The sequence below is a fragment of the Herbiconiux moechotypicola genome, from assembly GCF_024979255.1.
GTDB lineage: Bacteria > Actinomycetota > Actinomycetes > Actinomycetales > Microbacteriaceae > Herbiconiux > Herbiconiux moechotypicola.
Genome location: NZ_JANLCN010000001.1, coordinates 537,922 through 563,619, shown reverse-complemented (window position 1 = coordinate 563,619; position 25,698 = coordinate 537,922). Strand labels below are relative to the sequence as shown.

Annotated in this window: 22 protein-coding genes and 1 tRNA gene; 3 read left to right on the top strand and 20 right to left on the bottom strand. The window is 70.1% G+C overall.

Translation table 11 applies throughout. The features are described from left to right. Positions 1 to 23 precede the first annotated feature (23 nt). Positions 24 to 3,428, top strand: coding sequence for an error-prone DNA polymerase (locus N1031_RS02660; RefSeq protein WP_259478023.1), 3,405 nt, complete (start codon positions 24 to 26; stop codon positions 3,426 to 3,428). Positions 3,429 to 3,478: 50 nt separating this feature from the next. On the opposite strand, the gene polA is transcribed toward N1031_RS02660, so the two are convergent. Beyond that, positions 3,479 to 6,151, bottom strand: coding sequence for a DNA polymerase I (polA, locus tag N1031_RS02655; RefSeq protein WP_259478022.1), 2,673 nt, complete (start codon positions 6,149 to 6,151; stop codon positions 3,479 to 3,481). Positions 6,152 to 6,252: 101 nt separating this feature from the next. On the opposite strand from polA, the gene N1031_RS02650 reads away from it, so the two are divergent. Next, positions 6,253 to 6,669, top strand: a complete 417-nt coding sequence (locus N1031_RS02650; RefSeq protein WP_259478063.1) for a PaaI family thioesterase — start codon at positions 6,253 to 6,255, stop codon at positions 6,667 to 6,669. A 19-nt stretch (positions 6,670 to 6,688) separates the two neighbouring features. Here N1031_RS02650 and N1031_RS02645 read toward each other — a convergent pair whose 3' ends face one another. Beyond that, positions 6,689 to 7,294, bottom strand: coding sequence for an ANTAR domain-containing response regulator (locus tag N1031_RS02645; RefSeq protein ID WP_259478021.1), 606 nt, complete (start codon positions 7,292 to 7,294; stop codon positions 6,689 to 6,691). Between the two features lie 39 nt (positions 7,295 to 7,333). Between N1031_RS02645 and N1031_RS02640 the strand changes: the two genes are divergently transcribed. After that, positions 7,334 to 7,416: transfer RNA gene (locus tag N1031_RS02640), tRNA-Leu, on the top strand. Here the strand turns inward: N1031_RS02640 and N1031_RS02635 are convergent. From N1031_RS02635 to N1031_RS02550, 18 genes are all read right to left on the bottom strand, one after another. After that, on the bottom strand, positions 7,417 to 8,190 hold the full coding sequence (locus N1031_RS02635) for a hypothetical protein (protein ID WP_259478020.1): 774 nt from the start codon (positions 8,188 to 8,190) through the stop codon (positions 7,417 to 7,419). 150 nt (positions 8,191 to 8,340) lie between these two features. Beyond that, positions 8,341 to 9,786, bottom strand: a complete 1,446-nt coding sequence (gene pyk, locus N1031_RS02630) for a pyruvate kinase (RefSeq protein ID WP_259478019.1) — start codon at positions 9,784 to 9,786, stop codon at positions 8,341 to 8,343. Positions 9,787 to 9,871: 85 nt separating this feature from the next. Then, the gene (locus N1031_RS02625) at positions 9,872 to 11,329 is read right to left on the bottom strand and encodes a glutamate synthase subunit beta (RefSeq protein WP_259478018.1); all 1,458 of its coding nucleotides are present in this window, start codon (positions 11,327 to 11,329) and stop codon (positions 9,872 to 9,874) included. Next, entirely contained in the window at positions 11,322 to 15,905 is a 4,584-nt protein-coding gene (gene gltB, locus N1031_RS02620) for a glutamate synthase large subunit (RefSeq protein WP_259478017.1), read from the bottom strand. Before gltB ends, N1031_RS02625 begins: the two co-directional genes overlap by 8 nt. 203 nt (positions 15,906 to 16,108) lie before the next feature. Beyond that, complete coding sequence (gene trpA, locus N1031_RS02615) at positions 16,109 to 16,930, bottom strand: tryptophan synthase subunit alpha (RefSeq protein WP_259478016.1); 822 nt, start codon at positions 16,928 to 16,930, stop codon at positions 16,109 to 16,111. Beyond that, a complete protein-coding gene (trpB, locus tag N1031_RS02610) occupies positions 16,927 to 18,144 on the bottom strand; it encodes a tryptophan synthase subunit beta (RefSeq protein ID WP_259478015.1) in 1,218 nt (405 codons plus the stop codon). Before trpB ends, trpA begins: the two co-directional genes overlap by 4 nt. Then, positions 18,141 to 18,914 carry an indole-3-glycerol phosphate synthase TrpC gene (gene trpC, locus N1031_RS02605; RefSeq protein ID WP_259478062.1) on the bottom strand — a complete coding sequence of 258 codons (774 nt, stop codon included), beginning with the start codon at positions 18,912 to 18,914 and terminating at the stop codon, positions 18,141 to 18,143. The genes trpB and trpC overlap by 4 nt, the downstream gene beginning before the upstream one ends. Before the next feature lie 17 nt (positions 18,915 to 18,931). Further along, a complete protein-coding gene (locus N1031_RS02600; protein WP_259478014.1) occupies positions 18,932 to 19,162 on the bottom strand; it encodes a DUF6704 family protein in 231 nt (76 codons plus the stop codon). A gap of 38 nt (positions 19,163 to 19,200) precedes the next feature. Beyond that, the gene (locus N1031_RS02595; RefSeq protein ID WP_259478013.1) at positions 19,201 to 19,917 is read right to left on the bottom strand and encodes a Trp biosynthesis-associated membrane protein; all 717 of its coding nucleotides are present in this window, start codon (positions 19,915 to 19,917) and stop codon (positions 19,201 to 19,203) included. Continuing rightward, positions 19,917 to 21,470: an anthranilate synthase component I gene (locus N1031_RS02590; RefSeq protein WP_259478012.1), complete on the bottom strand. Its 1,554-nt coding sequence runs from the start codon at positions 21,468 to 21,470 to the stop codon at positions 19,917 to 19,919. The genes N1031_RS02595 and N1031_RS02590 overlap by 1 nt, the downstream gene beginning before the upstream one ends. Next, positions 21,467 to 21,826: a phosphoribosyl-AMP cyclohydrolase gene (hisI, locus tag N1031_RS02585; protein WP_259478011.1), complete on the bottom strand. Its 360-nt coding sequence runs from the start codon at positions 21,824 to 21,826 to the stop codon at positions 21,467 to 21,469. Before hisI ends, N1031_RS02590 begins: the two co-directional genes overlap by 4 nt. Further along, positions 21,823 to 22,593 (bottom strand): imidazole glycerol phosphate synthase subunit HisF, encoded by a 771-nt coding sequence (gene hisF, locus N1031_RS02580; protein WP_259478010.1) that lies wholly within the window; start codon positions 22,591 to 22,593, stop codon positions 21,823 to 21,825. Before hisF ends, hisI begins: the two co-directional genes overlap by 4 nt. Beyond that, a complete protein-coding gene (gene hisG, locus N1031_RS02575) occupies positions 22,593 to 23,432 on the bottom strand; it encodes an ATP phosphoribosyltransferase (protein ID WP_259478009.1) in 840 nt (279 codons plus the stop codon). The genes hisF and hisG overlap by 1 nt, the downstream gene beginning before the upstream one ends. Before the next feature lie 43 nt (positions 23,433 to 23,475). Further along, positions 23,476 to 23,739 (bottom strand): phosphoribosyl-ATP diphosphatase, encoded by a 264-nt coding sequence (locus N1031_RS02570; RefSeq protein ID WP_259478008.1) that lies wholly within the window; start codon positions 23,737 to 23,739, stop codon positions 23,476 to 23,478. A gap of 18 nt (positions 23,740 to 23,757) precedes the next feature. Further along, a complete protein-coding gene (gene rpe / locus N1031_RS02565; RefSeq protein WP_259478007.1) occupies positions 23,758 to 24,429 on the bottom strand; it encodes a ribulose-phosphate 3-epimerase in 672 nt (223 codons plus the stop codon). Between the two features lie 9 nt (positions 24,430 to 24,438). Beyond that, entirely contained in the window at positions 24,439 to 24,879 is a 441-nt protein-coding gene (locus N1031_RS02560) for a PIN domain nuclease (protein ID WP_259478006.1), read from the bottom strand. After that, on the bottom strand, positions 24,876 to 25,097 hold the full coding sequence (vapB, locus tag N1031_RS02555; protein ID WP_259478005.1) for a type II toxin-antitoxin system VapB family antitoxin: 222 nt from the start codon (positions 25,095 to 25,097) through the stop codon (positions 24,876 to 24,878). The genes N1031_RS02560 and vapB overlap by 4 nt, the downstream gene beginning before the upstream one ends. Positions 25,098 to 25,131: 34 nt before the next feature. Further along, entirely contained in the window at positions 25,132 to 25,692 is a 561-nt protein-coding gene (locus tag N1031_RS02550; RefSeq protein ID WP_259478004.1) for a GNAT family N-acetyltransferase, read from the bottom strand. Positions 25,693 to 25,698: the final 6 nt, after the last annotated feature.

Here is a 25,698-nt window from a genome sequence, read left to right as displayed (position 1 = left end):
GCCCGCGGCCGGGGGTGGGGCTGATGGGGTTCGACAATCCCGCCATCCCCTGGTCGGAGCTCGAGCGCACCCTGTCGGGGCGGTCGCGACCCGGTGCGCTCCCCGGAGACGGCGTCACGCAGTCGGCCAAGAGGCACCCCTACGACCCCGGTGACCGTCGACCCGATGTGATCGAGGGGCCCGTGGTGCCGTACGCCGAGTTGCACGCCCACTCCAACTTCAGCTTCCTCGACGGGGCCTCCTCGCCCGAGTCGCTCATCGAGGAGGCCGTGCGGCTGCGGCTGAACGCCCTCGCCCTCACCGACCACGACGGCTTCTACGGCGTGGCGCGCTTCGCCGAGGCCGCCGAGAAGCACGACATCGGCACGGTCTTCGGTGCCGAGCTCTCGCTCGACCTCACCACGCCCCAGAACGGCTTCGCCGACCCGGAGGGCACGCACCTGCTCGTGCTGGCCCGCCAGGAGGAGGGCTACCACCGGCTCGCCGGCGCCATCACCACGGGGCAGCTCGCCACCGATGCCGAGAAGGGCAAACCCCTCTACGACCTGGAGCAGCTCGCCGAGCAGGCCGCAGGTGCCTGGACCGTGCTCACCGGGTGCCGCAAGGGTGCGGTGCGGCAGGCCCTCGAACGGGACGGCTCCACGGGTGCCGGCGCCGAGCTCGACCGCTTGACGGCGCTCTTCGGCCGGGAGAACGTGCTGGTCGAGCTCACCGACCGCTCCGACCCGCTGGACAGCTCGCGCAACGACGCCCTCTTCACCCTCGCCCTCGACCGGGGACTCGGTGCCGTGGCCACCGGCAACGTGCACTATGCCACTCCGCGGCAGCATCGGCTCTCCCAAGCGGTCGCCGCGGTGCGTGCCCGGCGCAGTCTCGACGAGCTCGACGGCTGGCTGCCCGCCGCCCCCACCGCGCACCTGCGTTCGGGGGCCGAGATGACCAGACGGTTCTCCCGCTTTCCGGGGGCGGTGGAGCGCACGGTCGAGGTCGCGGCCGACCTCGCCTTCCCCCTGCGCCGCGCGAAGCCCCGGCTGCCCCGGCAGGAGGTGCCCGAGGGGCACACCCCCATGAGCTGGCTGCGGCACCTGGTGTTCGAGGCGGTTCCGCAGAAGTACCCGCGCGCGAGCCGCGACGATCTCGCCCGCATCGAGAAGGAGCTCGGGGTGATCGAGCAGAAGGACTTCCCCGGCTACTTCCTCATCGTCTGGGACATCGTGCGCGAGGCGAAGTCGCGGGGCATCCTCTGCCAGGGGCGCGGCTCGGCCGCCAACTCGGCGGTCTGCTATCTGCTCGGCATCACCGCGGTCGACGCCATCGCCCGCCACCTGCCGTTCGAGCGGTTCCTCTCGAGCATGCGCGACGAGGAGCCCGACATCGACGTCGACTTCGACTCCGAGCGCCGCGAGGAGGTCATCCAGTACGTCTACACGAAGTACGGTCGGCGGAACGCGGCGCAGGTCGCCAACGTCATCCAGTACCGGCCGAAGTTCGCGGTGCGCGACATGGCGAAGGCCCTCGGCCACAGCCCTGGCCAGCAGGACGCCTGGTCGAAGCAGGTGGAGCGCTGGGGGCCGATGGTCGAGAGCGACGACCACGACATCCCCCCGGCAGTGATCGAGCTGGCCACCGAGGTGCTGAAGTTCCCCCGCCACCTCGGCATCCACTCGGGGGGCATGGTGCTCACCGACCGCCCGGTGGGAGAGGTCTGCCCCATCGAGAACGCCCGCATGGAGAACCGCACCGTGCTGCAGTGGGACAAGGACGACTGCGCCTGGATGGGACTGGTGAAGTTCGACCTGCTGGGTCTCGGGATGCTCTCCGCCCTGCAGTACACGATCGACCTCGTGCGCGAGAGCACCGGGCGCACCTGGTCGCTCGAGAACATCCCCGCCGAGGAGGAGGCCGTCTACGACATGCTCTGCCGAGCCGATTCGATCGGGGTGTTCCAGGTGGAGAGCCGGGCGCAGATGGGCACCCTGCCCCGGTTGCAGCCGCGCACCTTCTACGACCTCGTGGTCGAGATCGCGCTCATCCGGCCGGGGCCCATCCAGGGCGGAGCCGTGCATCCCTACATCCGTCGCAAGCTCGGCGTCGACGAGGTGACCTACCTGCATCCGAAGCTGAAACCGGTGCTCGAGCGCACCCTGGGCGTGCCGCTGTTCCAGGAGCAGCTGATGCAGATGGCGATGGCGGTGGGCGACTGCACCGCCGAAGACGCTGATCTGCTGCGCCGCGCGATGGGCTCCAAACGAGGGCTGGAGAAGATCTCGAGCCTGCGCGAGAAGCTCTACACGGGCATGGCCGGCAACGGCATCACGGGCGCCGATGCCGACGCCATCTACGCCAAGATCGAGGCCTTCGCGAACTTCGGCTTCGCCGAGAGCCACTCCACGAGCTTCGCCCTGCTGGTCTACGCCAGCTCGTGGTTCAAGCTGCACTACCCCGCCGCCTTCCTCGCGGCGCTCCTGCGCGCCCAGCCGATGGGTTTCTACTCGCCCCAGACCCTCACGGCCGACGCCCGTCGCCACGGCGTGGAGGTGCGACGCCCCGACATCCAGCGCTCAGGGGTGCAGCCCGGCCTCGAACCGCTTCTGCTGGCGTCCCCCTCCCCCCAGGCGGCCGAGACCGGGCTCGACGGATGCCTGCACGAGTCCGCTCCCATGCCCCCGACGTTCGATCGCGAGAAGCCCGACGTCTCCGCCGAGCACCGCCGCGACGGCCGGTTCGCCGTGCGCCTCGGGCTGGCCGACGTGCACTCCATCGGCACCGCGCTCGCCGAGAGGATCGTGGCCGAGCGCGAGGCCCACGGCCACTACCTCGACATGGCCGACCTCGCCCGGCGGATCGGCCTCACCACCCCGCAGCTCGAAGCGCTCGCCACCGCCGGGGCCTTCGAGTCGCTCGGCCTCACCAAGCGCGAGGCCCTGTGGGAGGCGGGCAACGCCTCCCAGGAACGTGCGGAGTACCTTCCGGGCACCGTGGTGTCGGTGCAGCCTCCGCTGCTGCCGATGCTGAGCGCCGAGGAGCAGGTGGTCTACGACCTCTGGGCCACCGGCATCTCACCCGACGACCATCCGCTCGCCCACGCCCGCGACGAGTTGCGCGCCCGCGGAGCCCTCACCGTGGCCGACCTCGCCGTCGCCGAGCCCGGGCGGCGCATCGAGGTGGGCGGCGTGGTCACCCACCGGCAGCGCCCGGCGACGGCGAGCGGCATCACCTTCATGAACATCGAGGACGAGACCGGTCTGCTCAACGTCGTCTGCGGCGTCGGGGTGTGGAAGCGCTATCGGAGGCTGGCTCGCGAGGCCCCGGCGCTCATCGTACGCGGCATGCTGGAACGTTCACCCGAGGGCGTCACCAACCTCATCGCCGATCGCTTCGAACCCCTCGTGCTCTCGGCGAAGACCCGCTCCCGCGACTTCCGGTGACGAGACCCGAGGCAGGAGACCCGAGACACGAGACCCGCGGCGCGAGCCCCCTAGTGCGCCGCCGCGTCCCAATCGAGCCCGCGACCCACCTGCACGTCGAGCGGCACCGAGAGCGACGCCGCGCCCGCCATGCGGGTGGTGACGATCGCCTCCAGGGCGTCCCACTCCCCTGCCGCCACGTCGAAGACGAGCTCGTCGTGCACCTGCAGCAGCATGCGCGAGCGCAGCCCGCCCGCCGCGATGTCGGCGTCGATGTCGATCATGGCGAGCTTGATGATGTCGGCCGCCGTGCCCTGGATGGGCGCGTTGAGGGCGGCGCGCTCGTCGTTGTCGCGCAGCACCCGGTTGGCGCTGTTGAGGTTCGCGAACGGCCGTCGGCGCCCGAAGATGGTCTCGGTGTAGCCGTCGACCTTGGCCTGCACCACCACGTTGCGCAGGTAGTCGCGCACCCCGCCGAAACGCTCGAAGTAGTCGGTCATGAGCTGCTTCGCCTCGGCGGTCTCGATGCGCAGCTGCTTCGAGAGACCGAAGGCCGAGAGCCCGTAGGCGAGGCCGTACGACATGGCCTTCACCTTGGTGCGCATGATCGGCGTGACGTCGGCCGGGTCGACCGAGAAGATGCGAGCGCCCACGAAGCGGTGCAGGTCTTCACCGGAGTGGAACGCGTCGATCAGCCCGCTGTCTCCGGAGAGGTGCGCCATGATGCGCATCTCGATCTGCGAGTAGTCGGCCGTGAGCAGGGTCTCGTAGCCCTCGCCCACCTGGAAGGCCTGACGGATGCGCCGGCTCTCCTCGGTGCGCACCGGGATGTTCTGCAGGTTCGGGTCGGTCGACGAGATGCGCCCTGTCGACGAGCCGGTCTGCACGTAGGTGGTGTGCACCCGGTGGTCGGGGGCGATGGCCTTGTCGACGCTCTCGATGATCTGCCGCAGCTTCGTGGCGTCACGGTGCGCGAGCAGCAGGCCCAGGAACGGATGCGGGTTGGTGGCCTGCAGATCGGCCAGCGCCCCGGCGTCGGTGGAGTAGCCCGTCTTGGTGGCACGCGTCTTCGGCATGTCGAGCTGGTCGAAGAGCACCTCCTGGAGCTGCTTGGGCGAACCGAGGTTCACCTCGCGCCCGATGATGCCGAACGCCTCCGTGGCGATGCCCGCCGCGGTCTCGCCGAGCTCGGTCGACAGCGCCGAGAGCTGGCTGTGGCTCACCGTGACACCCGTGAGCTCCATCCGGGCGAGCACCTGCAGCACGGGCAGCTCGATCTCGGTGAGCACCCGCTGGGTGCGCTCGTCGAGCAGGGCGGTGAGCGCCTCGGCGACCCGCCACACGTACCAGGCCTCCTCGGCCGGCCCGAAGGCCGTGTCGGTCTCGGGCACGAGCTGGTTCGGGTCGGGGGTGGGGAGGGTCTCGAGCAGATGCCGGTCGACCAGCTGGGCCAGCGAGCGGTCGGCGCTGGAGTCGGGCTTCAGCAGCCAGGCGGCGATGACCGGGTCGAACGCGAGGCCGCCGAGCGGCAGCCCGGCGGCGGAGAGCGCCTTGATCTGCTTCTTGGCGTCGAACAGGATCTTGGGGCTCGGTCCCGCGAGCCAGCTCTCCAAGGGTGTGTAGTCGGGGCTGTTCGGGATCCACGGGAGGAAGACCGTCTCCGTGGAGGTGCCGAGCCCCACTCCCACGGGGAAGCCGTCGATGGTCTCCACCTGCACGGCGACGGGCGAGTCGCCCTGACGCCCGAACCAGCCCGTCAGCTCCTCGTCGAGCAGCGTCACCGGGGTCGGCGCGTTCTGCACCGCTGCCGCGGCAGCGGCCGCCGCAGCCTGCCCCACCTCGGAGTCTCCCCCGAAGCCCTCGAGCTTGAGCACCCGGTCGAGCAGGGTGCGGAACTCGAGCCGGGCGAAGACCTCGCGCACCTGCTGCTCGTCGGCGGGGCGCCGTTCGAGATCGGCCGGGCCGACCGGCAGCTCGACGTCGGTGAGCAGCCGGTTGAGCTTGCGGTTGCGGATCGCGTTGTCGGCGTACTCCCGCAGGTTGTTGCCCACCACGCCGGTGATCTCGTCCCGGTGCTCGAGGATGGCGTCGAGCGAGCCGAACTGGTTCAGCCACTTCAGCGCTGTCTTCTCGCCCACCTTGGGGATGCCGGGCAGATTGTCGCTGGTCTCGCCGACGAGCGCCGCGATCTCGGGGTACTGCTCGGGGCGGATGCCGTAGCGGTCGTGCACCTTCGCCACGTCGTAGCGGGTGAGGTCGGAGACCCCCTGGCGCGAGGGGTAGAGCAGGGTGACGTCGTCGTTCACGAGCTGGATGGTGTCGCGATCGCCCGAGACCACCAGCACGCGGAACCCCTCGGCGCGGCCCTGGGAGGCGAGGGTGGCGAGGATGTCGTCGGCCTCGAAGTCCTCCTTCTCGAGAGTGGTCACTCCGAGCGCGTGCAGGCACTCCTTGAGGAGAGGCACCTGGCCCACGAACTCCGACGGCGTCTCGCCGCGGGTGCCCTTGTAGTCGGCGTATTCGCGGGTGCGGAAGGAGTGCCGGGAGATGTCGAACGCCACCGCCAGGTGGGTGGGCTTCTCGGCCTTGAGGAGGTTGATGAACATGGCCAGGAAGCCGTGGATGGCGTTGGTGTGCTGGCCGTCACGGGTCTGGAAGCTGTCGACCGGGAGGGCGTAGAAGGCCCGGAACGCGAGCGAATGACCGTCGATGACGAGGAGGGTAGGCTGTTCTTTGTCCGGCACACGGCAAGCCTACACACGGCCTCCGACAGCCACTCGAGACAGGATCCCCATCGATGACGACCTCAGAAACGGCTGCCCAGGAGCCCCTCCCGATCGACGTGATGGAGGTGTTCGGCTACCGCGGCATCGGCGCCCTGGCCGAGCGGATGGGCATCCAGTTCCTCGAGCTGAGCGCCGAGCGCTCGGTGGCCAGGATGCCCGTGGAGGGCAACACGCAGCCGCTCGGCCTGGTGCACGGCGGCGCTTACGTGGTGCTGGCCGAGAGCCTCGGCTCGACCGCGGCGAACCTGCACGCCGGCCCCGAGAAGGTGGCGATGGGCATCGAGATCAACGCCAGCCACTCCGGCTCGGCCACTCAGGGCTGGGTGATCGGCACCTGCACCGCCATCCACCTCGGCCGCAGCCTCACGACCCACCAGATCGAGGTCGACGACGAGAACGGCCGCCGGCTCTCAACGGTCCGCATCACGAACATCATCAAGGACCGACGGCCGAACCAGGTCTTCGAGAAGAGCTAGCGCCGAGAGAACCGAGCCCCTACTTCTTCGGGCTCAGCTGCTCGATGATCGCCTGCGCCACGTCGTGCATGGTGAGCCGGCGGTCCATCGACGCCTTCTGGATCCAGCGGAACGCCTCGGGCTCGGTGAGCCCCATCTTCTCGTTGAGCAGGCCCTTGGCCCGGTCGACGAGCTTGCGGGTCTCGAAGCGCTCGACCAGGTCGGCGACCTCGGCCTCGAGGGTGATGATCTGCGCGTAGCGCGAGAGGGCGATCTCGATCGCCGGCAGCAGGTCGTTGGGGGTGAACGGCTTCACCACGTAGGCCAGGGCACCGGCCTCGGTGGCCCGCTCCACGAGCTCCTTCTGGCTGAAGGCGGTGAGCAGCACGACCGGGGCGATGTGGTCTTTCGAGAGGCGCTCGGCCGCCGAGATACCGTCGAGCTGGGGCATCTTCACGTCCATGATGACGAGGTCGGGGCGGAGCTCGGTGGCCAGGGCGACCGCGGTCTCGCCGTCTCCGGCCTCACCGACGACCTCGAACCCGTTGTCTCGCAGGATCTCGACGATGTCGAGGCGGATCAGGGATTCGTCTTCGGCCACCACTACGCGGCGGGGCGCGATGGTCGTTGGTTCTTGGTCAGTCACGTTTCAACCCTACGGTATTCTTGACCTCGCTCGTAGCAGGCCGGTGTGGCGGAATGGCAGACGCGGCGCACTCAAAATGCGCTGTCCGTGAGGGCGTGTGGGTTCGAGTCCCACCACCGGTACTAGGGGATGGGCGTGGGCGTCACGGTCGGCGTCGGCGTGGGCGTGGCGGCCGCTGCGGCGGCCTCGGAGAAGATGGCGATCGGCACGTACTGGTGCACCACCTGGGTGGTGTACGTGTTCGACAACGGCGCGTTCTCGTAGGAGATCTGCATCGCGAAGTCGAGCATCACACCCTGGGTGTCGCCGGCCAGCACGCCGATCTGCTGCGACTCGAGCTGGAACCCGCCCTTGGGCGAGGTGATCAGCAGCCCCAGCCCCTGGTCGGAGCGCAGCGCCTCGGGGTCGAGGGTGACCTTGATGGGGTCGGTGTTGAGCGTGTACGGCGTCTCGACGGTTCCGGATGCGGTGGTGGTCTGGGCGGTCACCGTGATGTTCGACATGTACACCCGGCGCTTCTGGTCGAACGAGGCCTCGGCCGGCACGCGGTTGTCGTATACGCCGATCACGAACGAGAAGCGCTTGTCGGCGAGTGGGGTCCAGTCGTGGGTCTTCTGCTCGGTCCACACGTCGAGCTGCAGCGCGAGCTGGTCGGCGATGTCGACGGTGGGGTGCACGGAGCCCATGTCGGTGAACACGGAGGCGAACTGCAGCTCGGCCGAGGTGGCGCTGTCCGACGTCGTGCCCGAGGTGGTGCCGGTCTGCGCGGAGTTGCCGGGAACGGTCGGCTGGATGCCGAACAGCGGCATGATCGTCGAGCATCCGGAGAGGGAGACGGCGGTCGCGACGACGGCAACGGCACCGAGGGTGCGGAGGGCGAGGCGCTTGCTGGGCATGTCGGCACACTTTCGTTTCGTGACGGCGGAGGGGCCCACCGAGCGGTGGGACTCCCGAAATCTAGCAGCGCGCATCCGCCCCGAAACGAGGCTGGGCCAAGACCCGATCAACTCCTGATCGAATCTTGGCCCAAACCTGAGCTTGCGCGATCAGGTGTCGAAGGTGTCGGGTTTCAGCGGGTTGTGCGCCGAACCGATGATGTGCACCCGCATGTCGTTGGTGGTGCCCGCGATGCCGGGAGGGGACCCGGAGATGACGATCACCTTGTCGCCGAGCTGAGCGCGGCCGAGGCCGAGCAGCACGTCGTCGACCTGCACCATGAGCTCGTCGGAGTGCGTCACCCGGGGCACGAGGTAGGACTGCACGCCCCAGCTGAGCGCCATGCGGTTGCGGATGCCCGGCAGCGGGGTGAAGCCCAGGATGGGGATGGTCGAGCGAAGACGGGTCATGCGGCGCACCGAGTCACCCGACTCCGTGAACACGCAGAGGAACTTGGCGCCCACGAAGTCGCCCACCTCGGCGGCGGCGAGCGTGACCGCGCCGCCCTGGGTGCGGGGCTTGGTGCCGAGGGCCGGGATGCGCTCCAGGCCGTGCTCCTCGGTGGATTCGATGATGCGCGCCATCGTCTGCACCGTGATGACCGGGAACTCGCCCACGCTCGTCTCGCCGGAGAGCATGACCGCGTCGGCGCCGTCGAGCACCGCGTTGGCGCAGTCGGAGGCTTCGGCGCGGGTGGGGCGCGGCGACGAGATCATCGACTCGAGCACCTGGGTGGCCACGATGACGGGCTTGGCCATGCGGCGGGAGAGCTCCACCGCGCGCTTCTGCACGATCGGCACCGCCTCAAGCGGCAGCTCGACGCCGAGGTCTCCGCGGGCGACCATGATGCCGTCGAAGGCGTCGATGATCTCCTCGAGGTTGTCGACCGCCTGCGGCTTCTCGATCTTGGCGATGACGGGCACACGGCGGCCCTCCTCGTCCATGATGCGGTGCACGTCGACCACGTCGGCGGCGTTGCGCACGAAGGAGAGCGCGATGTAGTCGGCGCCGAGGCCGAGACCCCAACGCAGGTCGGCGACGTCTTTCTCGCTCATCGCGGGCACGTTGACCGCGACGCCGGGGAGGTTGATGCCCTTGTTGTTGGAGACCGCTCCCGGCACCTCGACGCGGGTGGTGACGACGGTGCCGTCGGTCTCGAGCACGCGGAGTCCGACCTTGCCGTCGTCGATGAGGAGGGGGTCGCCCGGCTTCACGTCGCCGGGGAGACCCTTGAACGTGGTGGAGGAGATCTCCTTGGTGCCGATGATGTCTTCGATGGTGATCTTGAAGATGTCGCCCTCGGCGAGCTCGTACGGGCCGTTCTCGAACTTGCCGAGACGGATCTTCGGGCCCTGCAGGTCGACCAGCACAGCCACCGCACGGCCGGAGTCGTCGGCCGCCTGGCGCACGTTGCGGTAGACCTCCTCGTGCACGTCGTAGCTGCCGTGGCTGAGGTTCATGCGGGCGACGTCGACACCGGCGTCGATGATGGCCCGGATGGTCTCGTAACTCGAGGTCGCCGGGCCGAGGGTTGCGACGATTTTCGCGCGTCTCATCTGTGTGTACTGCTCCCAAATCTGCGCCGGAGCGCATGGTGTGGTGGTGGTGGAGTCGGAGTCAGGTGATGTCGAGGGGAGGCTATCAGACCGAGATGGCGCGATCGGTCGGCTTCACCGGGGACGGGAGCTCGGTCGAGCCCTCGAGGTAGCGGTCGACGGCCGACGCGGCGGCACGACCTTCGGCGATCGCCCAGACGATGAGCGACTGCCCGCGCCCGGAGTCGCCGGCGACGAAGACGCCGGGCACCGTGCTCTGGTAGTCGCCGTCGCGCTCGACGTTGCCGCGGCGGTCGAACTGCGTGCCGAGCTGCTCGGTGAGCACCTCGGACTCGGCCCCCGTGAAACCCAGCGCGAGCAGCACCAGGTCGGCGGGGATCTCGTACTCGGTGCCCGCCTTCGGCACCCGGCGGCCGTCGAGGTACTCGGTCTCGGCCACGCGGATGGCGCGCACCTCGCCCGACTCGTTGGAGAGGAACTCGACGGTGGAGGCCAGGAACTTGCGCTCGCCGCCCTCTTCGTGCGCGCTCGCCACCTCGAACAGGGTCGGGAAGGTGGGCCAGGGCTGGTTCTCGGGGCGCTCGACGGGCGGCTGCTTGCCGATCGCGAGGTTGGTGACCGAGAGCGCACCCTGACGGTGGGCGGTGCCGATGCAGTCGGCACCGGTGTCGCCGCCGCCGAGCACGACCACGTGCTTGCCCTCGGCCGTGATCTGGCCGAGCAGGTCGTCGCCCGCGCCGGCCTTGTTCTGCTGCACGAGGTACTCCATGGCGAAGTGCACGCCGTCGAGGTCGCGGCCCGGGATGGGCAGGTCGCGCGGAACGGTCGCCCCGGTGCACACGATCACGGCGTCGTAGCGGGCGCGCAGGTCGTCCCACGAGATGTCGACGCCGATCTCGATGCCGGCGCGGAAGCGGGTGCCCTCGGCCATCATCTGGGTCAGTCGCGCCTCGAGGTGCTTCTTCTCCATCTTGAAGTCGGGGATGCCGTAGCGCAGGAGGCCCCCGATGCGGTCGTCGCGCTCGTAGACGGCGACGGTGTGGCCGGCGCGGGTGAGCTGCTGAGCGGCGGCGAGACCCGCGGGGCCGGAGCCGACCACGGCGACCGTCTTGCCGGTGAGGCGCTCCGGCGGGTGCGGCTGCACCCATCCGTTGGCGAACGCCTGGTCGATGATCGACACCTCGACCTGCTTGATCGTGACAGGGGGCTGGTTGATGCCCAGCACGCACGACGACTCGCACGGCGCCGGGCAGAGCCGCCCGGTGAACTCGGGGAAGTTGTTGGTGGCGTGCAGGCGCTCGATGGCCGCCCGGCCCTCGTCGCGCCAGGTGAGGTCGTTCCACTCGGGGATGAGGTTGCCGAGAGGGCAGCCGTGGTGGCAGAACGGGATGCCGCAGTCCATGCAGCGGCCCGCCTGGCGGCGCGTCGTGGCCGCGTCGCCCTGCTCGTAGACCTCTTTCCAGTCCATCAGCCGCACCGAGACCGGGCGGCGGGCGGGGAGCTCGCGCTCCTGCGTCTTCAGGAAGCCCTTGGGGTCAGCCACCTGTCACCTCCAAAATGCGTCCCCAGACGACGTCGCCGTCGGGGTCGAGTCCTTCTTCCACCGCTTCCTGACGCGTGGCCAGCACGGCCGCGTAGTCGCGGGGAAGCACCTTCGTGAACCGGGCGATCGTCTCGTCGAAGTCGGCGAGCATCCTGGCCGCCAGCGGCGACCCGGTCTCGGCCTCGTGGCGCTCGAGCAGGTCGCGCACGATCTCGACGTCGGCTCCGCCGAGCGGCAGCAGCTGCAGCTCGCCCGAGCTCAGGGAGTCGGCGTTCACGCGCTCCGGGTGGAGCTCGTGGATGTAGGCGGTGCCGCCCGACATGCCCGCACCGAGATTGCGCCCGGTGGAGCCCAGGATGAGCGCGAGCCCACCGGTCATGTACTCCAGCGCGTGGTCGCCCACGCCCTCGACGACCGCGGTGGCGCCGGAGTTCCTCACAAGGAACCGCTCCCCCACGATGCCGCGCAGGAACAGGCTGCCCCGGGTGGCGCCGTAGCCGATCACGTTGCCCGCGATGACGTTGCGTTCGGCCGGGAAGACCGAGCGGCGGTCGGGCCGCAGGATGATCTGGCCGCCGGAGAGGCCCTTGCCCACGTAGTCGTTGGAGTCGCCCTCGAGCCGCAGCGTGATGCCGGAGGGCAGGAAGGCGCCGAGCGACTGGCCGGCCGAGCCGAGCAGCGTGATCTGGATGGTGCCGTCGGGCAGTCCCTGCTCGCCGTGGCGCTTGGTGACCTCGTGGCCGAGCATGGTTCCGACCGCGCGCTCGGTGTTGCGGATCGGCAGCGTGATGGCCACCGGCTCGCCGTGGTCGAGCGCCGACGAGGCCTCGCGGATGAGGCGCACGTCGAAGTGCTTGTCGAGCTCGTGCTCCTGCTGACGCCGGTTGGCGCGCGGCTCGTCGTCGGAGAAGTGCGGGCCGACCAGCACCGGGCTGAGGTCGAGGCCCTCGGTCTTGTAGTGCTCGATGGCGGCGTTCACGTCGAGCAGCTCGTGGTGGCCGATGGCCTCCTCGAGGCTGCGGAAGCCGAGCTCGGCGAGGTACTCGCGCACCTCCTGGGCGAGGAACTCGAAGAAGTTCACCACGAACTCGGGCTTGCCGGTGAACCGGGCCCGCAGCTCGGGGTTCTGCGTGGCGACCCCCACTGGGCAGGTGTCGAGGTGGCAGACGCGCATCAGGATGCACCCCTCCACCACCAGGGGCGCGGTCGCGAAACCGAACTCCTCGGCCCCGAGCAGGGCGCCGACGATCACGTCGCGGCCCGTCTTCATCTGGCCGTCGACCTGCACCACCACGCGGTCGCGCATCCCGTTCAGCATGAGGGTCTGCTGGGTCTCGGCGAGGCCGATCTCCCAGGGCGTGCCCGCGTGCTTGAGCGAGTTGAGCGGGCTCGCGCCCGTGCCGCCGTCGTGGCCGGAGACCAGCACGACGTCGGCGAGGGCCTTCGTCACGCCCGCCGCGACCGCGCCGATGCCGTTCTGGCTCACCAGCTTCACGTGCACGCGCGCCTCGGGGTTGGCCCGCTTCACGTCGAAGATGAGCTGCTTGAGGTCTTCGATGGAGTAGATGTCGTGGTGCGGGGGCGGCGAGATGAGGCCGACGCCCGCGGTCGCGTGACGGGTGCGCGCCACCCAGGGGTAGACCTTCGTGGGCGGCAGCTGACCACCCTCGCCGGGCTTCGCGCCCTGCGCCATCTTGATCTGGATGTCGGTGGCGTGGGTGAGGTACATGCTCGTCACGCCGAACCGGCCCGAGGCCACCTGCTTGATGGCGCTGCGGCGGGCAGGGTCGAGCAGACGCTCGACGTCTTCGCCGCCCTCACCGGTGTTCGATTTGCCGCCGAGCTGGTTCATGGCGATGGCCAGGGTCTCGTGCGCCTCTTTCGAGATCGAGCCGTAGCTCATGGCGCCCGTGGAGAACCGCTTCACGATCGACTCGATCGGCTCGACCTCGTCGATCGGCACGGCCGGGCGCACGCCGTCGCGCAGCTTGAACAGGCCGCGCAGCGTCATGAGGTTCTCGGCCTGGTCGTCGACCAGCTTCGTGTACTCGCGGAAGATGTCGTAGCGGCGCGCACGCGTGGAGTGCTGCAGCCGGAAGACCGTGTCGGGGTTGAACAGGTGCGGCGGCCCCTCGCGGCGCCACTGGTACTCTCCACCGACCGCGAGCGGCTCGTGGGCGGTGACCGCCGCGTCGTCGGGGAAGGCGGCCGCGTGGCGCGCGGCGCTCTCGGCCGCGATGACGTCGATGCCCACGCCGCCGAGCTTCGACGAGGTGCCTGTGAAGTACTCGTCGACGAACTCCGACGAGAGCCCGACGGCTTCGAAGGTCTGCGCGCCCGCGTACGACGACACGGTCGAGATGCCCATCTTCGACATGATCTTGAGCACGCCCTTGCCGAGCGCCTTGATCACGTTCTTGACGGCCTTCTCGGGGGTGACCCCGGCGATCACGCCGGCCCGCACGAGGTTCTCGACCGTCTCCATCGCCAGGTAGGGGTTCACCGCAGAGGCGCCGTAGCCGATGAGCAGCGCCACGTGGTGCACCTCGCGCACGTCGCCCGCCTCCACGATCAGTCCCACCTTCATACGGGTCTGCTTGCGGATGAGGTGATGGTGCACGCCCGCCACCATGAGCAGCGACGGAACCGGCGCGAACTCGCGGTTCGAGTCGCGGTCGGAGAGCACGATGAACTCCGCGCCCGCCTCGATGGCGGCGTCGGCCTCGGCGCACATGGTGGCGATGCGGTTCTGCATCGCCTTCTCACCCTCGTCGAACCGGTAGAGGCCCTTGATGGTGGTGGTGAGACGGCTGCCCGAGTGCGGGTCGATGTGCTGGATCTTCGCGAGCTCGTCGTTGTCGATGACCGGGAAGTCGAGGATGACCTGGCGGGTGTGCCCCGGCGTGGCCGCGAGCAGGTTGCGCTCCGGGCCGAGACCCAGACGCAGGCTCGTGACGACCTCTTCGCGGATGGAGTCCAGCGGCGGGTTGGTGACCTGGGCGAACTGCTGCGTGAAGTAGTCGAACAGCAGTCGCGGCCGGTCGCTCAGCACCGCGATGGGGGTGTCGGACCCCATGGCGCCGAGGGGCTCCGCGGCGTTCTTCGCCATCGGCGTGAGGAGGATGCGGATCTCCTCCTGCGTGTAGCCGAAGGTGCGCTGCCGGCGCTCGACCGAGGCCGGCGTGTGCACGATGTGCTCGCGCTCGGGGAGGTCGCGCAGGTTGATGCGGCCCTCGTCAAGCCAGGAGGCGTACGGCTCGGCGGAGGAGAGCTCGGCCTTGATCTCGTCGTCTTCGATCAGGCGGCCGGCCGCCGTGTCGACGAGGAACATCTTGCCGGGGCGCAGGCGCCCCTTGCGCACGACCTTCGAGGGGTCGATGTCGGGGCTCACGCCGATCTCGCTGGCGAGCACGACCAGGCCGTCGTCGGTGATGAGGTACCGGCCGGGGCGGAGGCCGTTGCGGTCGAGGGTGGCGCCGACGAGCGTGCCGTCCGTGAAGATGAGGGCGGCCGGGCCGTCCCACGGCTCCATGAGCATCGAGTGGTACTCGTAGAAGGCGCGGCGGGCGTCGTCGAAGTCCTTCTGGTTCTCCCACGCCTCGGGCACCATCATCATGATGGCGTGCGGGAGCGAACGGCCCGCGAGGGTGAGCAGCTCCACCACCTCGTCGAAGGAGCCGGAGTCGCTGAGACCGGGCGTGACGATCGGGTAGAGCGGCGAGAGGTCGCCGAGAAGCTCGGACTCGAGCTGCGACTGGCGCGCGCGCATCCAGTTGCGGTTGCCCTGCACCGTGTTGATCTCGCCGTTGTGCGCCATCATGCGCAGCGGCTGGGCCAGCGGCCACGATGGGAAGGTGTTGGTGGAGTAGCGGGAGTGCACGAGCGCGAGCTTCGAGGCGAAGCGCTCGTCGGAGAGGTCGGGGTAGAACGGCTCGAGCTGGAGCGTGGTGACCATGCCCTTGTAGGTGACGGTGCGGCACGACAGCGACATGAAGTACACCTCGTGCTGCAGCTCGGCGCGCTTGCGCAGGCGGAACGCCTGCCGGTCGAGCGCGAGGCCCGAGAGCGTGGCACCCGACTCGGTGGTGCGGGTGGACTGCACGAACAGCTGCCAGATGGCGGGCATGGCGTCGCGCGCCAGGCGGCCGAGCTCGGCCGGGCGCACGGGCACCTCGCGCCAGCCGAGGATGTGCAGCTCCTCCTCCTCGGCGAGGGCACGGATGCGGTCCATGGTCTCCTGGCGCTCGGCGGGGTCGAGCGGCAGGAAAGCGTTGCCGACGGCGTAGCGGCCGACGGGAGGCAGCTCGACGGGTGCGACCGCACGCAGGAACGCGTCGGGGATCTGGGTGAGGATGCCGGCGCCGTCGCCGGTGCCCGCGTCGGAGCCGATGGCGCCGCGGTGCTCGAGGTTGCGCAGGGCGCCGAGCGCGGTGTCGATGATGTCGTGACCGGCGGTGCCGCGCAGGGTCGCCACCATGGCGAGACCGCAGGCGTCTTTCTCGGACGCCGGGTCGTACAGGCCCTGGGCGGGCGGGAGTGCGCTGAAGCGGAAGCTCGATTCGGGCTGAGCGGCCATGGAAACCGTCCTCTCCGTGATTCAAGGGGAGCTGGGACGCCGATGGCCCATCAGGATTTCAGGGTGCCCACCGGCGGTGTGGACCGTGTGGTGAACGGATGCGTTCGCGCCTGGTGCTGTGCTCGCGCGAACGGGCACCTCGTTCCGACATCACTTGTGGCGCGCGGTTCGAGTCGATCGATTCTACCCCCCGCGCGGAGCCGCTAGCGTCCGGTGCCCTTCGCGAGCTCGGCGGCGAGGCGGCCCACGGCCGGAACACCGCCCTCCGCGAGCGCTCGCACGAGGGCCGAGCCCACGATCGCGCCGTCGGCGTAGCCCAGGATCTCGGCGATCTGCTCGGCCGTCGACACGCCGATGCCGACCGCGAGGCTGTCGGCGCCCTGCTCGCGCAGGCGCGACACGAGGGTGCGGGCCGCGGCGTCGAGATCGGCCCGGGCGCCGGTGATGCCCATGGTCGAGACCGTGTAGACGAAGCCCCGGCTGTGCTCGATCGCGAGGCGCAGGCGCTCGTCGCTCGAGGTGGGCGCGGCCAGGAAGACGCGGTCGAGCCCGGTGCGGTCACTCGCGGCCAGCCAGTCGGCACCGGAGTCGACCGTGAGGTCGGGGGTGATGAGTCCGGCGCCTCCGGCCGAGACCAGGTCGTCGGCGAAGCGGTCGACCCCGTACTGCAGCACGGGGTTCCAATACGTCATGAGCAGCACGGGCGCGTCGACGCGGGCACGGATGCGCTCCACGGCGGTGAAGGCGTCGCGCAGCCGAACCCCGCCCTCGAGTGCCGCGACGGTGGCGGCCTGGATGACCGGGCCGTCCATCACCGGGTCGGAGTACGGGATGCCGAGCTCGAGCACGTCGACGCCGTTCTCGACCAGGGCGACCGCGGCGTCGACGCTGGCGTCGAGGCTCGGGTAGCCGACCGGGAGGTAGCCGACGAAGGCTCCGGCGCGGTCGGTGTTGGCGCGTGCGATGGTGCTCGCGACCGGGGAGACGGGAGTCACCGGTGACACGGGCGTGACGGTCTCGCTCATGACTGCACGCTCCCCTCGTCGAGCACGTCGAACCAGCGGCCGGCGGTCGCCACGTCTTTGTCGCCGCGACCCGAGAGCGACACCAGGATGGTGGCGTCGGGCCCGAGCTCCTTGCCGAGCTCGATCGTGCCGGCGAGCGCGTGCGCGGACTCGATGGCCGGGATGATGCCCTCGGTGGTGCAGAGCAGCCGGAAGGCGTTCATTGCCGCCTCATCGGTGACCGGGTGATACTGCGCACGCCCGATGGAGGCGAGCCAGGCGTGCTCGGGGCCCACACCGGGGTAGTCGAGGCCGGCCGAGATGGAGTGCGAGTCGAGGGTCTGGCCGTCGTCGTCTTGAAGCATGATGCTGCGCGAACCGTGCAGCACCCCGGGCCGGCCCATCGTGATGGTGGCCGCGTGCTTCTCGGTGTCGACGCCGAGACCGGCGGCCTCGTAGCCGTGCAGCGCCACGGAGGGGTCGTCGAGGAAAGCGTGGAAGATGCCGATCGCGTTCGATCCGCCGCCGACGCAGGCGGTGACCGCATCCGGCAGCGACCCGGTGAGGTCGAGCACCTGCTGGCGCGCCTCTTCGCCGATCACCTTCACGAAGTCGCGCACCATGGCGGGGAACGGATGCGGACCGGCGACCGTGCCCAGCAGGTAGTGGGTGGTCTCGACGTTGGCCACCCAGTCGCGGAACGCCTCGTTCAGCGCGTCTTTGAGGGTGCGGGTGCCGCTCGTGACGGGGACGACCTCGGCGCCGAGCAGGCGCATCCTGGCCACGTTGAGGGCCTGGCGCTCGGTGTCGACCTCGCCCATGTAGACCACGCAGTCCATGCCGAACAGGGCGGCCGCCGTGGCGGTGGCCACACCGTGCTGGCCGGCGCCGGTCTCGGCGATGAGGCGCTTCTTGCCGATGCGCTTGGCCAGCAGCGCCTGACCGAGCACGTTGTTGATCTTGTGCGAGCCGGTGTGGTTGAGGTCTTCGCGCTTGAGGATGACGCGCGCTCCCCCGGCGTGCTTCGCGAAACGCGGCACCTCGGTGATGATCGACGGCCGTCCGGTGTAACTGCGGCCGAGCTCGGCGAGCTCGGCGTGGAACTCGGGGTCGAGCTTGGCGAGCTGGTAGGCCTCGTCGAGCTCGTCGAGGGCGGCGATGAGCGACTCGGGCATGAAGCGCCCGCCGAAGTCGCCGAAGAAGGGCCCGGCCTCCTGGCGGAGTGAGGTGGTCATACGGAGAGGAATTCCTTGAGGGTGGTCACCGGGTCGTCGCCGGTGACGAGGGCTTCGCCGATGAGCACCACGTCGGCGCCCGAGGCGCGGTAGTGGGCCACGTCGGCCGGGTGCTTGACCGCCGACTCGGCCACCTTGATCGTGCCGGCCGGGATGCGGTCGGAGAGGCGGCCGAACAGGTCGGCGTCGAGCTCGAAGGTGCTGAGGTCACGGGCGTTCACGCCCACGATCCGGGCACCGATGTCGACGGCGCGCGACACCTCGACGGCGTCGTGCGTCTCGACCAGGGCGACCATGCCGAGCGAGGTGGTGAAGGCGTGCAGGCGCTCCAGCGTGAGCTGGTCGAGGGCGGCCACGATGAGCAGCACGATGTCGGCACCCGAGGCGCGGGCCTCGAGCACCTGGTACTCGGTGCCGATGAAGTCTTTGCGCAGCACCGGCACGTCGACCGCGGAGCGCACGGCTTCGAGATCGGCGAGCGACCCCTTGAACCGGCGGCCCTCGGTGAGCACGCTGATCGCGCTCGCTCCGCCCGAGGCGTAGAGCGACGCCAGGGCGGCCGGGTCGGCGATCGAGGCGAGCTCACCGCGCGAGGGGCTCGCCCGCTTGACCTCGGCGATGACCTTGACGGTCTCGGCCGGCGCGAGCGCGGCCAGGGCGTCGAGCGCCGGTGTCTGCGCCAGCGCGCGGGCCTCGAGCGCCGCGATGTCGAGCGCCGACTCCCGCGCGGAGGCGTCGTCGAGCGCTCCCGCCATCAGTTCGGCGAGCAGATCGACGGGCACGGAGCTCAGTGCTCCTTCGCCAGCGTCTTCGCCCCGTTCACGCCGTAACCGGCCTTCGAGAGGATGAAGCCGAGGAGGAAACCGAGGAGCGTGATGCCCGCCGAGGTCCACACCAGCCACTGCACGTCGAAGAAGAACGCGACCGTGCCGATGGCGATGCCGAGCAGCGACACCACAACGGCGGTCCATGCGGCGACCGAGTGGCCTTCGCCCAGTTCATCCTCTTCGTGGCTCATGGCTCTCTTCCTGTCGAATCGGTGAGTACCCGTGAAGTCTATCGGGTGGGGTCGGATCCCCGCGTCAGCTCGTCCCAGTCGTCGACCGCGGCGTCGCGCCGGGCGGCCGCGTCGACCGGTGCGGCGCGCTGGACGGACTCCGCGTCAGCGCCGGTTCCCTCGGTCTCGTCGTCGAACAGCTCAGACGGATCGGCGCTCTGCCGCCCGTCGGCCGACTCGAAGCGCACGGCCTGGTACTTGCGGCCCGAGGCCGGCCAGCGGCGCACCGTGACGATCACCACGACCCCGGCGACGATCATCCCGGCACCGAGCACCACGGCCACCAACGGCCATGCGCTCTCCGCACCGACGGTGACCAGGCCACGGATCGATTCCTCGCCCGCCACGCCGGTGCTCGTCGTGACGACGGAGGCGCCGGCGCCGACCGGGTCGAGCAGTGCGCCGAGCGCCGACCAGAGCACGCTCACGCCGAGCAGCACCTCGAGGGCGCCGAGCACGAGACGCACCACGGGGCCGGCGATCGCGAGAGCGCCCGCGAGCGCGAGCCCGGCCAGCCCGAGAGCCGAGAGCGCGGGTGCGGCGACCGATCCGGGCACGTCGAGGGTGGTCTCGCCGGAAGACCCCGCGACCAGCACGAGACTCCCCCACGACTGCGACCAGGCCAGGAAGGTGAGCGCGCTCAGCAGCAGCACGCCCAGGATGCTGAACAGCTTGATCCGGCGACCGCTCGAGACCGGGGCGGCGGGCCGGCTCATCAGCGCACCCGCGTCATCGCGTTGGCCACCGCGACGGCCCGCAGCGGGGCGGCCGCCTTGTTCTGGGACTCCTGGAACTCGCTCATCGGGTCGGAGTCGGCCACCAGCCCCCCGCCGGCCTGCACGCGCGCGACCCCGTCGCGGATCATCGCGGTGCGGATCGCGATCGCCAGGTCGGCGTCGCCGCCGAACCCGAAGTAGCCCACCACGCCGCCGTAGAGACCGCGCTGCGACGGCTCGAGCTCGTCGATGATCTCGAGCGCCCGCGGCTTCGGCGCGCCCGAGAGCGTGCCCGCCGGGAAGGTGGCCTTGAACACGTCGATGGCGTCGACGCCGTCGCGCAGCGTGCCCTCCACCGAGGAGACGATGTGCATGATGTGGCTGAACCGCTCCACCCGCATGAACTCCGTCACCTCGACCGACGGTGCCGCGCACACCTTGAGCAGGTCGTTGCGCGCGAGGTCGACGAGCATGAGGTGCTCGGCCTTCTCCTTCTGGTCGCCGAGCAGTTCCTGCTCGAGCTCGAGGTCGCGCTGAGGCGTCTCGCCCCGTGGCTTCGACCCGGCGATCGGGTGGGTGTGGGCGCGCCCCTTCTCGACCTTCACGAGTGCCTCGGGGCTCGAGCCCACGATCTCGTAGGGCTCTCCCGCCGCGTCGACGAGCGTGAGCAGATACATGTACGGGCTCGGGTTGAGCGTGCGCAGAACCCGGTAGACGTCGATCGGATGCGCGGTGCAGTCGAGCTCGAAGCGCTGCGCGATGACGACCTGGAAGATGTCGCCCTCACGGATGTGGTGCTTGGCGACCTCGATGGCGTCGAGGAAGGCCTGCTGCTCGGTGCGGTGCGCGGGGGCTGCGGTGACCGAGAAGTCGGCCGTGGCGAGCCAGGCCTCCGACGGCGCGGCCAGGGCGGCCTGCAGGGCGTCGAGCCTGGCTTGGGACTCGGCCCAGAGCTCGTCGGGCCCCGAGGCGGCGGCGACCGCATCCGATTCCGCGTCGGCGAGCACCGTCGTCACGAGCTGCACTGTGCCTAGCTCGTGGTCGACCACCACCAGCTCCGACACGAACGACAGGCCCTGGCTGGGCATCGGGTAGTCGGCCACGGGCCGGTTCGGGAGGCGCTCCAGCTGGCGCACGGACTCCCACCCGATGAAGCCGACGAGACCGCCCGTGAGGGGCGGGTGCCCGGGCACGGCCGGGGTCTTCCAGTGCTCGTAGAGCGCGCTCAGCGCATCCAGGGGCCCCTCGGGCATGCCGCCGGGGAACACGCGCGACTCGGGCAGTCCGAGGTCGATCCACGCGGCGCGATCGCCCTGCTCGGTGAGGAGGCCGAAACTCGACACCCCGATGAACGAGAAGCGCGACCAGATGCCGCCCTGCTCCGCCGACTCGAGCAGGAAGGTGCCGGGCCGGCCTCCGGCGAGCTTGCGGTAGATGCCCACCGGGGTCTCGCCGTCGGCGAACAGCTCGCGCACGACGGGGATCACCCGGTGGCTGCCGTGCAGACGGTCGAACTCGGCCCGGGTGGTGGTGGCCGTCGTGGTGGAGGTCATGGTTCTTGCAGTATCCCAGGTGTGAGAGGGTCGACGTCGAAGCAGCGGCGGGCGCCGGTGTGGCAGGCGGCGCCGATCTGGTCGACCTCGACGAGGAGGGTGTCGGCATCGCAGTCGAGGGCGGCACCCTTCACGTATTGCACGTGACCCGAGGTGTCGCCCTTGCGCCAGTACTCCTGACGCGAGCGCGACCAGAAGGTCACGCGGCCCTCGGTGAGCGTGCGCCGCAGCGCCTCCGCGTTCATGTACCCCAGCATCAGCACCTCTTTGCTGTCGTACTGCTGGATGATGGCCGGCAGCAGCCCGTCGGCGCCGAAGCGCACGCGGTCCACGACCTGCTCGGCGGTCTCGCTCATCGCACGACCACCCCTTCCTTGCGCAGCTCGTCCTTCACGTCGCCGACGGTCATCTCCCTGAGGTGGAAGACGGATGCGGCGAGCACGGCGTCGGCTCCGGCCCGCACCGCCTCGGCGAAGTGCTCGACCTTCCCGGCCCCGCCGGAGGCGATCACCGGCACGCTGCTGAGCTCGCGCATGAGGCCCACCAGTTCGAGGTCGAAGCCGTCCTTGGTGCCGTCGGCGTCGATGGAGTTGACCAGCAGCTCGCCGGCACCCCGGTCGATCGCCTCGCGCGCCCAGTCGAGGGCGTCGAGCTCGGTCTCGCGACGGCCGCCGTGCGTGGTGACGACGAAGCCCGAGGGCGTGCGGCCCGGTTCGGCCGTGCGCTTCACGTCGAGCGAGAGCACGAGCACCTGGGCGCCGAAGCGGTCGGCGATCTCGTCGAGCAGGCCCGGCCGGGCGATGGCGGCGCTGTTCACGCCCACCTTGTCGGCGCCATGGGCGAGCAGCTTCGCCACGTCGTCGGTGGAGCGCACTCCCCCGCCGACCGTGAGCGGGATGAACACCTGCTCGGCCGTCTGCCGAACCACCTCGTACATGGTGGCGCGCTCGTCGACCGTGGCGGTGACGTCGAGGAAGGTGAGCTCGTCGGCGCCCTGCTCGGAGTACAGGCGGGCGAGCTCGACCGGGTCGCCCGCATCCCGCAGGTTCTCGAAGTTGACGCCCTTCACCACGCGGCCGGCGGCCACGTCGAGGCAGGGGATCACACGGACGGCGAGGGGCATCAGATCCTCGCGGCGTGGATGGGGCTCACGAGGATGGCTCGCGCGCCCACGGCGTAGAGCGCGTCCATCACCTGGTTGGTGTCGGTGCGCGGCACCATGGCGCGCACCGCGACCCACTCCGGGTCGTGCAGCGGCGAGATGGTGGGCGACTCGATGCCCGGGGTGAGGGCGACGGCCTCGTCTAGGTGGGCGACCGGCACGTCGTAGTCCATGAGCACGTACTGGCGGGCCACGAGCACGCCCTGCAGGCGGCGCAGCAGGGTCTCGGCGCCCGGGTGCTCGGTGCCCGAGCTGATGAGCACGGCGGTCGACTCGAGGATGACCGGGCCGAAGATCTCCAGGCCCGCCTTCTTGAGGGTGGAGCCGGTCGACACGACGTCGGCTACCGCATCCGCCACCCCGAGCCGCACCGCCGACTCCACGGCACCGTCGAGGCGCACGAGGGTGGTGGTGATGCCGTGGGTCTTGAGGAAGGCGCCGACGAGGCCCGGGTAGCTCGTGGCCACGCGGGCGCCCTGCAGGTCGGGGAGCTCGATCGCGGTGCCCTGCGGGCGGGCGAAACGGAAGGTCGACTCGCCGAACAGCAGCTCGGCGGTCTCGGTGGCGGGCGACTCGGAGTCGAGCAGCAGGTCGCGCCCGGTGATGCCCACGTCGAGGGCGCCGGAGCCCACGTAGGTGGCGATGTCGCGGGGGCGCAGGTAGAAGAACTCGACGCCGTTGCGCGGGTCGGCGACGACGAGTTCACGGGAGTCGCGCCGGCCCTGATAGCCCGCCTCGGCGAGCATCTGGGCGGCGGTCTCGGAGAGGGAGCCCTTGTTGGGCACCGCGATCTTGAGCATGGGGGTCTTTCGGGTGGGATGAATTCAGGATGCGGACGCGGGTTTACAGATGTCGGTAGACGTCGGCCGGGGTGAGGCCCTTGGCGAGCATCAGCACCTGAAGGTGGTACAGCAGCTGGGAGATCTCCTCGGCCGCATTCTCATCGGTCTCGTACTCGGCCGCCATCCACACCTCGGCGGCCTCCTCGACGATCTTCTTGCCGATGAAGTGCACACCGGCGTCGAGCTCGCGCACCGTGCCGGAACCCTCGGGGCGCTCGGCGGCCTTGGTGCTGAGCTCGAGGAACAGCTCGTCGAAAGTCTTCACCCGTCCAGGGTACCGGTCTCAGTGGGTGTGCTCGCCCGCGAGGAGGCGCAGCCGCTCGATCTGGGCGGCGGCGTTCTCGGCACCGAACACGCTCGAGCCCGCCACGAAGGTGTCGGCGCCCGCCGCGGCGGCGATGCCGATGGTGTTGTCGTTGATGCCGCCGTCGACCTGGAGCCAGACGTCGAGGCCCGAGCGCTTCACCGCATCCGAGAGCTGGGTGAGCTTGGGCATCGTGCTCTCGAGGAAGGACTGGCCGCCGAAGCCGGGCTCGACGGTCATGACGAGCACCATGTCGAACTCGGGCAGCAGCTCGAGGTAGGGCTCGGCGCTCGTGCCGGGCTTGAGCGCGAGGCCCGCCCGCGCGCCGCGGGCGCGGAGGCTGCGGGCGACCGACACGGGGTCGGAGTCGGCACCGACGGCCTCGGCGTGGAAGGTGACGGAGTAGACGCCGAGCTCGGCGTACTGCGGGGCCCAGCGCTCGGGGGCGTCGATCATGAGGTGGAGGTCGAGCGGTACCGGGGTGACCCGCTGCAGGGCTTCGACCACGGGCAGGCCGAGGGTGAGGTTCGGCACGAAGTGGTTGTCCATCACGTCGACGTGCGCCAGATCGGCGGTCGCGATGCGCCCGAGCTCGGACTCGAGGTTCGCGAAGTCGGACGCGAGGATGCTGGGGTCGATGCGCACTGCCACCCTGCGACCCTACCGGTCGCGCCCGGTGTCGCCGTCGCCGTCGCTCGCGAGGCGCAGCCGCTCGACCGGCTGTCCGGTGAGCGACGCGATCAGCTCGAAGTCCTTATCGAGGTGCAGCACGGTCAGGTGCGCGATCTCAGCGGTGGCCGCGAGCAGGATGTCCGCCAGGGACGGGCCTCGGTGGTGTCCACGCGCGGCGAGCTCCTCCTGCACCTGCAGCGCACGTTCTTCGACGGCGGGCGTGATGCTCTCGGTCACGAGCGCTGCGAGCGGGGGCGTGCCTCGGAGTGTGCGCAGATCGTCGAGCGAGCGGGCGGAATAGCCCACCTCGAGCTGGGTCACCACGCAGATACGCACGCGGCCGCGTTCGATCCGATCCGCCCACACGTCGGGCTCGGCGCTGCGACCAAGTCGCGCGAGCGCGGACTTGTCGATGAGCCAATTGCTCATCGCCAGGCGTCGTCCATCAGCCGCTCGTCGAGGAGGTCGTCGAGCAGCGCGTCGGAGCGGCCGAGGTCGGCAGCGGTCACGGTCGAGCCGTGGCGCCGTGCATCGCTCACGAGCTGACGGCGGAGGTATTCTGCCCGGGACAGACCTTCGCGAGCTGCCTGCGTGTCGATACGCGCGACAACATCGTCGGGGACGTCTCGGATGAGCAAAGTGGCCATCGATACCTCCTCGTGCGGGTGTTATCCCATGATATCACACACGAGGATCGCTCGGGAGTTGGGCGTAGAGGGCCGCGTCGAGGCGGCGGTCGCCGAGCGGGAGGGCTGCGCGGAGCACGCCCTCGAGGCGGAAGCCGAGGCGTTCGGCCACCCGCCTGCTGCGGGTGTTGGTGACGGCGGCGCGGAGCTCGATGCGGGCCAGGCCGAGGGCGAAACCGGCGTCGCGCAAGGCCGCGGCCGCCCGCGTGACGAGGCCCTCCCCCTCGTGTCGCCCATCGATCCAGTAGCCGATCTCGCCGACGCGGGTGACAGGGTCGACCTTCAGCGTGATGCTCCCGACGGGTGCGCCGTCGAGCGTGATCAGTGCGGGCACCGAGCGTCCCTGCGCGTGGAGCGCGAGCACGTAGTCGGTATAGGCGCGCGACTGGGCGAGGCTCTGCTCCGCCTGGGCCCACTCCTCCCAGGCCCGCAACCGTTCCACATTGCGCAGCAGCAGCTCGTGCGCGGGCACGAGCCTGGCCCGGTCGCGCAGCTCGAGCACGAGTCCGCCGCCGAGGTCGAGCGGGAGGAGGCCCTCATAGGGATTCGCGGCCACGGCGGC

Excerpts from the sequence above, each read along its gene's own strand:
- N1031_RS02600 (WP_259478014.1), bottom strand. The coding sequence starts at position 19,162 with ATGAGCCACGAAGAGGATGAACTGGGCGAAGGCCACTCGGTCGCCGCA.
- N1031_RS02590 (WP_259478012.1), bottom strand. The coding sequence starts at position 21,470 with ATGACCTCCACCACGACGGCCACCACCACCCGGGCCGAGTTCGACCGT.
- hisG (WP_259478009.1), bottom strand. The coding sequence starts at position 23,432 with ATGCTCAAGATCGCGGTGCCCAACAAGGGCTCCCTCTCCGAGACCGCC.
- N1031_RS02560 (WP_259478006.1), bottom strand. The coding sequence starts at position 24,879 with ATGAGCAATTGGCTCATCGACAAGTCCGCGCTCGCGCGACTTGGTCGC.
- hisF (WP_259478010.1), bottom strand. The coding sequence starts at position 22,593 with ATGCCCCTCGCCGTCCGTGTGATCCCCTGCCTCGACGTGGCCGCCGGC.
- trpB (WP_259478015.1), bottom strand. The coding sequence starts at position 18,144 with ATGACCACCTCACTCCGCCAGGAGGCCGGGCCCTTCTTCGGCGACTTC.
- vapB (WP_259478005.1), bottom strand. The coding sequence starts at position 25,097 with ATGGCCACTTTGCTCATCCGAGACGTCCCCGACGATGTTGTCGCGCGT.
- N1031_RS02650 (WP_259478063.1), top strand. The coding sequence starts at position 6,253 with ATGGAGGTGTTCGGCTACCGCGGCATCGGCGCCCTGGCCGAGCGGATG.
- N1031_RS02660 (WP_259478023.1), top strand. The coding sequence starts at position 24 with ATGGGGTTCGACAATCCCGCCATCCCCTGGTCGGAGCTCGAGCGCACC.
- gltB (WP_259478017.1), bottom strand. The coding sequence starts at position 15,905 with ATGGCCGCTCAGCCCGAATCGAGCTTCCGCTTCAGCGCACTCCCGCCC.
- hisI (WP_259478011.1), bottom strand. The coding sequence starts at position 21,826 with ATGAGCGAGACCGCCGAGCAGGTCGTGGACCGCGTGCGCTTCGGCGCC.
- N1031_RS02635 (WP_259478020.1), bottom strand. The coding sequence starts at position 8,190 with ATGCCCAGCAAGCGCCTCGCCCTCCGCACCCTCGGTGCCGTTGCCGTC.
- pyk (WP_259478019.1), bottom strand. The coding sequence starts at position 9,786 with ATGAGACGCGCGAAAATCGTCGCAACCCTCGGCCCGGCGACCTCGAGT.
- N1031_RS02595 (WP_259478013.1), bottom strand. The coding sequence starts at position 19,917 with ATGAGCCGGCCCGCCGCCCCGGTCTCGAGCGGTCGCCGGATCAAGCTG.
- trpA (WP_259478016.1), bottom strand. The coding sequence starts at position 16,930 with ATGAGCGAGACCGTCACGCCCGTGTCACCGGTGACTCCCGTCTCCCCG.